Annotated in this window: 8 protein-coding genes, 1 pseudogene and 1 CRISPR repeat array; of the genes and pseudogenes, 2 read left to right on the forward strand and 7 right to left on the reverse strand. The window is 65.8% G+C overall.

Going from position 1 to position 7,087, the window contains the following annotated elements:
• Nucleotides 1–128 precede the first annotated feature (128 nt).
• Nucleotides 129–344 (forward strand): annotated as a pseudogene (locus KNW02_RS19715) (ATP-binding protein); the annotation flags it as partial.
• A gap of 130 nt (nt 345–474) precedes the next feature.
• Here KNW02_RS19715 and KNW02_RS19720 read toward each other — a convergent pair.
• Nucleotides 475–861: a hypothetical protein gene (locus KNW02_RS19720; RefSeq protein ID WP_216034896.1), complete on the reverse strand. Its 387-nt coding sequence runs from the start codon at nt 859–861 to the stop codon at nt 475–477.
• 285 nt (nt 862–1,146) lie between these two features.
• Here KNW02_RS19720 and KNW02_RS19725 point away from each other — a divergent pair, with 285 nt between their 5' ends.
• Nucleotides 1,147–3,000, forward strand: a complete 1,854-nt coding sequence (locus tag KNW02_RS19725; protein ID WP_216034897.1) for a HipA domain-containing protein — start codon at nt 1,147–1,149, stop codon at nt 2,998–3,000.
• Between the two features lie 99 nt (nt 3,001–3,099).
• Here the strand turns inward: KNW02_RS19725 and KNW02_RS21330 are convergent, their stop codons facing one another.
• The 6 genes from KNW02_RS21330 to KNW02_RS19755 all read right to left on the reverse strand — a co-directional run bounded on the left by KNW02_RS21330 (nt 3,100) and on the right by KNW02_RS19755 (nt 7,073).
• Nucleotides 3,100–3,528, reverse strand: a complete 429-nt coding sequence (locus KNW02_RS21330) for a DUF736 domain-containing protein (RefSeq protein ID WP_431356777.1) — start codon at nt 3,526–3,528, stop codon at nt 3,100–3,102.
• A gap of 109 nt (nt 3,529–3,637) precedes the next feature.
• Nucleotides 3,638–4,520: a CRISPR direct-repeat array (repeat unit 29 nt; unit sequence CGGTTCATCCCCGCGTGGGCGGGGAACAG).
• Between the two features lie 49 nt (nt 4,521–4,569).
• The gene (cas2e, locus tag KNW02_RS19735; protein WP_216034898.1) at nt 4,570–4,866 is read right to left on the reverse strand and encodes a type I-E CRISPR-associated endoribonuclease Cas2e; all 297 of its coding nucleotides are present in this window, start codon (nt 4,864–4,866) and stop codon (nt 4,570–4,572) included.
• Nucleotides 4,863–5,798: a type I-E CRISPR-associated endonuclease Cas1e gene (cas1e, locus tag KNW02_RS19740; RefSeq protein ID WP_216034899.1), complete on the reverse strand. Its 936-nt coding sequence runs from the start codon at nt 5,796–5,798 to the stop codon at nt 4,863–4,865. The genes cas2e and cas1e overlap by 4 nt, the downstream gene beginning before the upstream one ends.
• Nucleotides 5,798–6,502: a type I-E CRISPR-associated protein Cas6/Cse3/CasE gene (gene cas6e / locus KNW02_RS19745; protein ID WP_216034900.1), complete on the reverse strand. Its 705-nt coding sequence runs from the start codon at nt 6,500–6,502 to the stop codon at nt 5,798–5,800. The genes cas1e and cas6e overlap by 1 nt, the downstream gene beginning before the upstream one ends.
• Nucleotides 6,499–6,939, reverse strand: a complete 441-nt coding sequence (locus KNW02_RS19750; protein WP_216034902.1) for a type I-E CRISPR-associated protein Cas5/CasD — start codon at nt 6,937–6,939, stop codon at nt 6,499–6,501. The genes cas6e and KNW02_RS19750 overlap by 4 nt, the downstream gene beginning before the upstream one ends.
• Nucleotides 6,940–6,962: 23 nt before the next feature.
• A complete protein-coding gene (locus KNW02_RS19755; RefSeq protein ID WP_252734144.1) occupies nt 6,963–7,073 on the reverse strand; it encodes a helix-turn-helix domain-containing protein in 111 nt (36 codons plus the stop codon).
• Nucleotides 7,074–7,087 lie beyond the last annotated feature (14 nt).

Raw genomic sequence — 7,087 nt, forward strand, 5'->3', positions numbered from 1 at the left:
GTGCTCGACCGCATCCATGACCACAAGATCAACCGGCTCGACGAGCTCCTCCCGTGGAATTGGACGCCGATCGCCGACACTCAGGCCCAAGCCGCCTGAGTAACCGCGGTAACAACCGGGCGGTTACACTCTACGAGCGCACCAGCGTCATCATCACGACGAACTTGAGCTTCAGTGAATGGGCCACGGTCTTTGGGGACGCCAAAATGACCACCGCGCTGCTCGATCGCCTCACCCATCGCTGCCACATTCTGGAGACCGGAAATGACAGCTATCGATTCAAGGCCAGTTCCGAGACGGCGAAAAAGAAACGAAAGGAGACATCTGCATTGACGCCAACATGACGCGCAGAACATAACAACCGGGTGGGTCAGATCTCGGTGACAATGCCGGGTCAATTCTCAGTGGCAATCAACACCTCAGAGCCCGGCGCGCAGAATAACGCAAATGCGGATCAGCACTTGACCAAGGCGATTAGAGAACGTCCTCGGACGCTAACTGGGTCATGCGGTTCAGGGCGCGGGTGGCGATTTTGGTTTCGGTTGTCTGGGTCTCCATTTTGCGGCTCCGCAGGTTCGGTCCGATCACCGCCTTATAGCGCCCGATTTGAGCCTCGCCGCATGATTGTTGCCCATAACCGGTGGCCTTTTGCCAAGCCATGCGGCCGTGCTCGGCAATCATCTCGAGATGGGCATTGCGCGCATCGCAATCGCCCGGGATGGCATTTTTCGGCGGCGGGATGATCAGCTCAACATCCGGCCCCAAAACCTGCCGGATTGCCGTGGCTGTAGGCTCGCTTGACCCCGGACAGGTGCCCTGCCCCGTCACAGGATGCCCAACGCCCGCCAGCCTTGCGGCCACGTTGGTCGCTATCGATCAGCGTGGTTCAGACCGAGAAGCATGAGGGAGAAATTGCCATCGATGAATATGGTCGGGCCGGACCGCCACCTTGGAAACTCAACGGCATCAGGCTGAAACACCGCGCCGTTTCCGCCACTGTTCTTGCTGCATCCTGCTTGGAACGCTGCCTCGCCTTGCTCAAACCCTTTCCCAGAATTATCGCGCATGTGAGATGCGAGAAAATTCTTGCCTTTCGCCTCGAACCATGGAATTTTCGCGCATCTGAAATGCGGAAAGATCGGTCCTATGGCGATCCACTTCGTCGGTGAAACACTCGATGCCAGGTGCGCCCACCAACGCGCACAGGCCGGAGAGATCATCCAACTGGTACGCGGCATCTATGTCGATGATGGCGTCGATGCTGACGCGGTCGTCTTGGCTCATGCGATCCGCATCGCACAATACCTCTACCCCAATGCCTACCTGTCATCGGCGAGCGCAGCTCTGTTGGCGCCTACGCAGGATGGCCGGTTGTTCATCAGCGGCCGACGCAACCAGCGCACCAGGCTGCGCAGTCTGGAGATCGTGCAGAACGAAGCCCCGCCGCACCCTTCCACGGCAACGGCAATCGTGGGCGATGACTTGGGCGAGTTACGGGTCCCGGTTTCTTCGCCCCGACAGCGTTTCCTGGAAGCCTTCCGCCTGCGCAGCGAACATGCCACAGCCATCAACACAGAGATGCGGGCGCAAATGGCAGCCCGCCTCGTCGAAGAACATGGCTCCCCCAAGGCGGCCGCGGATGCAATCTGGGCGTTGGCGCGCGAGAACAACTGGTATCGCGAAGGCGAAGGTGCTGAGCGCTACCTACTGGCACAGCCTGGGGCACCTAAGCCACCGGCAAACAAGGCGGCGCTCGATCTTCTTGTCGCCTGGCACGGCGAGCCGCTCGGGCACCTTGCCCATGACGGTTTCGAATGGCGCTGGAAACCGACCCGGCGCACTGGGCCGACGCTTGTCCGAGAAACCACACCTGGGAAGCTCCCGGCCTTCATTGAATCGCTCCTGCCGGAAGGCTGGCTTGCGCAAGTGCTGCAGGAGCGCGATGACCGTGAAGCGCTACGTCGCGGGCAAAGGTATATGTCGAACATCACAGTGGTCGCAGCAGACGAGACCGGAGCGGACCTACCGCAGGATTTCCTCTCGACCCCGCTACGCGATTTCATGGAAGCAGGCCAATTCACGGGGCGCTATGCTGGCCCGGCGCGGGGAGCGATCGAGGAGAGTTTCGAGCAGAACCTTGCGAAGATCTATGCGCGCGCCGAGACGCCGCGCCTTTCGGGTGTCCAGATTAAGGCCCCGATGCACCTCGCGCAGGACGGCTCACTCGTGCCGGCAATTGATCTCCCCTTCACGCATATCCTGAAGCCCGCCGGAACGGCCGGCTTCGAGATGCTGCCAATTGTCGAATGGCTTTGCCTGGAAGTTGGCCGCGCGTCAGGCCTCACCGCGCCGGATGTCGCACTGACTGCGATGCCGGACGGCATGTCGCCCGCCCTGATCGTCGAGCGTTTCGACATTCGTCGCGGCCCAGAGGATCTGCGCCGGTTCGCGCTCGAAGACTTCTGTTCCGTCCTCAATCTGCCTGCATCGGCGAAATACGACGGAACAATCGAACGCATGGCACGCGGCCTGCGGTCCCTGTCTACAGACCCGACGGGGGACCTCGACATCTTGTTCCGGCGCGCCGTCTTTGCCTGGTTGATCGCTGATGGCGACATGCACCTGAAGAATCTCGCCCTCCTCAAGATCGCAGAGGCCAAGGCAAAGTCATTCACCTCGGTTCGCTTCGCGCCGCTTTATGACGCGGTCACGACGCGGGTCTTCCCCGGTCTTGCCGGTGATCGCATGGCATTGAAGCTGAATGGCAAGGATGACCGATTGACGCGCGGCGATTTCATGACGCTCGCGCGCACGATCGGCCTGTCGCAAGGTGCTGCGGAAACAGCCATCGCCGATCTTACTACGAGTCTCATGAAGGCGCTCGACAGCGTTCGCCTTCCCGAGTTTGCCGCCGCAACTGCGGCTGCGCGGGCCGCTCAGGATCAGGTGATCGAATTAGCTGGTGAGCGTTCTGCGGCACTCGTCAATGATGCCAGATAAGACCGCACTCTCAGCGTGACGGCGCCGTTCGAGGGTACTTTATCGACAAAAGCTGGGCTTTCGGCCCCGGTCTTTGGACCGGGGCCTTTGCCTTGGCGATCAGTCGCCGCGGCGGGTGTTGGGGCGGGACCAGATGAGGCTGTAGCCCTCGCCGTCCTCGTCATCGAAGAGGTTGGCGTAGATGGGCGCGGCGAAGCTCGGATCGTCCAGCTTCAGGCCCAGGTATTCGCGGCCCTCGTTCGATTTCTTCGTCCATGCGGCGCCGATTTCGGCGCGGCCGACCAGGACCCGGTGGGAGGGGGCGTTCTCGCCCGAGGCCCGCAGATCGGTGACGAGGCGCACACCCTTGGCCTGCAGGCTGCCCTGACCGGTCGCCCCGCGCCCGTGACCTGCCTGACCGCCCCGGCCCGGCTTGCACTCTGCGCCTGGGCCACCGATCAGGCCGATGGCACCAGGCGCGCAAGGATTGCCCAGGCGATCAGGGCGCGGCGATAGCCGGCGACGGGTACCTCCCGGGCTCCGCGGAATGCGGGGACCCCACGACCTTCATGATCTGGTCGCGGTTCGCCTGTTTCGATCCACGCCCCCGCGAAGGGGGCGAACAGTGCGCCAACCTGGTCATACCCTTGGGCGTGATCGGTTCATCCCCGCGTGGGCGGGGAACAGGCCTGCTTGCTCGCGCTCAGCATCCCGATTGCCGGTTCATCCCCGCGTGGGCGGGGAACAGTCGACGCTGACGATAGAGGATTACTATCGGGCCGGTTCATCCCCGCGTGGGCGGGGAACAGCGCGATGCGCTGAATTGCCACGGTCGCGGCGTCGGTTCATCCCCGCGTGGGCGGGGAACAGCGCGGCGCGGGCCGTCACATCCGCCTCTCCAGCGGTTCATCCCCGCGTGGGCGGGGAACAGCAGACATTGATACATCGTCATACGCGGATTCCCGGTTCATCCCCGCGTGGGCGGGGAACAGGACCGCCATGCCATGATCGAAAAGCCCCTCATCGGTTCATCCCCGCGTGGGCGGGGAACAGGCGCGTTGCGACCACATGCCCCCGATAGGTTCCGGTTCATCCCCGCGTGGGCGGGGAACAGGCAGGTTACATTCTGCACCAAATGGGGCGATCCGGTTCATCCCCGCGTGGGCGGGGAACAGCGTTTCGAGTGATGGATACTATTATCCTGCGGCGGTTCATCCCCGCGTGGGCGGGGAACAGTCGCTGTCTCAAGCGCCTCATACAGTTCCGACCGGTTCATCCCCGCGTGGGCGGGGAACAGGGCTTTGCCCGGACGCGGGCGGGGTCATTCAGCGGTTCATCCCCGCGTGGGCGGGGAACAGGCGCGTTCACGAGCGATCTTCTCGCCACGGGTCGGTTCATCCCCGCGTGGGCGGGGAACAGACAGCATCTATCGGTTGCCGAGCGGCCCGACACGGTTCATCCCCGCGTGGGCGGGGAACAGATCTCTGGCCCGCGCTCACCGACGACATACGCCGGTTCATCCCCGCGTGGGCGGGGAACAGTCTTGTTGGAAGCCATTGATCTGCCGGTAGAAACGGAAAGTCAAATTCCCTACCGATTTCCGCCGCTGCTTTCGGGCAGGAACTGGACCAGTTTCAGCCCGTCGAAATCCACCGGCATGCGGCGGTTGCGGCCGACCGTGGCGAAGTCGAAGCCCTGGTCCGTCGGCGCCTTCCAGACCATCACCGCATCGCCCTCTTCGATATGAGCCGTGACCTGGTCCCAGATCCGCGCTCGGGTGCGGGCGGAATAATCGCCGACGAAGACCCCGGCGCGGATCTCGAGCAGCCAGGCCGCCAACCTCCCGCGCAGGCGCGGAGGGGCGTTGACGAGGACGATCACCATCATCCGCGATGGCCCCCGTCCCCGCCGGCGGGGTCGTCGGGAAAGGCCGGGCCGGCGGCCTCGGGTGGCGCTTCGGGACGGGGCAGATCGCCCGCGGACAGCACCTCCTCGATCCGCGGGATGATCTTTTGCAGCAGGCCCGCGCGGCGGAAGGCATCGCGGCAGGCCAGTCGCACGGCGCGGTCGGGCGGCATCTCCAGCCGGCCCCGGCGGTGCTGGCCGGCGACGCGGAAAGCCTCGGGAACGACCGTATCCAGCTTGTAGAGATCGGCGATGTCATAGACGAAGCTCAGCGCCTTGCCCGTGTGCAGAAAGCCGATGGCCGGGGCATAGCCCGCCGCCAGCACCGCCGCCTCGGTCAGGCCGTGCAGGCAGGCGGTGGCGGCCGACAGGCAGCGGTTCGGCACATCGCCCGCCTCCCAGTCCCTGGGATCATAGGACCGGCGCGTCCACGAGACCCCGTATTGCTGCGCCAGCGCGGCATAGGTTTCGCGCACCCTCACCCCCTCGATCCCGCGCAGCTGGTCGATCGAGCGGCGGGCCGGCGCCGCCTCGCCAAAGCGCAGCTCGTACATGCGCCGCACCACCCGCAGCCGGGCCGCCGCCGGGTCCAGCGCGATCGAGGCCTGCCACAACAGCCTGTCGGCGCGCGCCCCGCCCGGCTGGCCGGCGGAATAGAGCCGAACCCCCGCCTCGCCGACCCAGGTGACCAGGGTGCCGGTGCGCGCCGCCAGCGCCACTGCCGCATGGCTGATCCGGGCGCCGGGTTCCAGCATCAGGCCGGCCAGACCGCCCACCGGGATATGCGTGCGCGTGCCGTCGGCATTCACCGCCACAAAGGCGCCGTCCTGCACATCCAGTTGCGCGCGCTCGACAAAGACCAGCGAGGCCCGGTCCTTCAGGGGGATCGGTGCGGGTGGCGGCAGGCCCTTCATCAGCCCCCCGGTGCCCGCCGGATCAGCATCAGCCCGCAGCCGAAGGCCTTGGCCCGGCCGAAACCCTGCGCCAGTGCCGGCAGGAAGGTTTCGGGATCGGCAAGCGAGATGATCCCGGTCAGATCCAGAACGCCGAACTGCGGCTGCCCGCCGCGTCTGCCCCGGTGGCCAGGCAGCGCCCTGACCGAATAATCGCCCGCCACCACCTGTCCGACGCTGAACCCGGCCCGCGCCCCCTGCCCCGCCAGCCAGCGCAGCGCGACCTCCTGCGCGGCCCGCATGCGCGCCTCGGCCCGGCCCTGTTTCAGCGGGAAAAGCGCGTCCATCACCAGATCGACATGCCGCTTGCGGTCGCGCCCGCCGGATGAGGTCTCACCGGTCTTTTCGGTCCGCGTCGCGTTTGCGCGCAGGGCAAAGGCCAGCCGGTCACCGGCCCGCAGATCGGGTGCGAAGACGCGGGTCTCGACGGGCTGGAACAGCGGCGTCTGTTCGGGCCGGCGGCGGGACAGCACCAGATACTGCCCCCTGCCCTCGGATCGCCACAGAAAATCGCGCTGCTGCGCCGGATCTCCGGCGAAGGCCGACCAGATCAGCCGGTGATCCGCATCCATGCGCGGCCCCTCGCCCGAGGGCTGCAACAGCGCCTCCAGCGCCTTGGCCTGGGGATCGCGCGACAGGTTCAGCCGCGAGAGATACAGCGTCATCCCGCCACCTCCGGCGCGATCTCGACCGGCACCATCGCGACCCGGCGCGGGGCAAAATGCCACCTGCGCCGGTCGATGACCCGGTCGTGGCGGGTTTCGGCGGCCGCATCGGCCGGATCCGCGTCGCAGGCCATAACGCGCGCCACGGCGCCGCCGTGCCACGGCGGCAGGCGCAGCAGGGCCAGCGCCTGGCCGGGGCCGTCCGCCGTCACGATCCTGGGGTCGAGGGGTGCCGCCAGCGGACAGGACTTGCGCCCCAGATAGGGCACGAAGACCGGATGCCGCAGCGCCTCGGCCAGCGGCGGCAGCTCGCCCCCCCACACCGCCACGCCAAACAGCGGACCGCAGCGATAGTCGCGCAGCGTGATGGTGACATTGCTGCGCCCCCGCGCCTGTTCCAGCGCCTCGGGACGCGATTGCGGCGTCTGGGGTCTGATGCCGGAGGGGGCAGGATCCTACGCTAAGGCATATTTTTTGCCGAATTTCGCTGCAGGGTCCTGTAGACGGTCGGTCTTGAGACGGAGAAGAGCTCAGCAAGATCGCTGATAGAGTATTCGCCGGATGCGTGCATCCGGCTCAGTTCTC

This window comes from Paracoccus marinaquae, assembly GCF_018860165.1.
Classification (GTDB): domain Bacteria; phylum Pseudomonadota; class Alphaproteobacteria; order Rhodobacterales; family Rhodobacteraceae; genus Paracoccus; species Paracoccus marinaquae.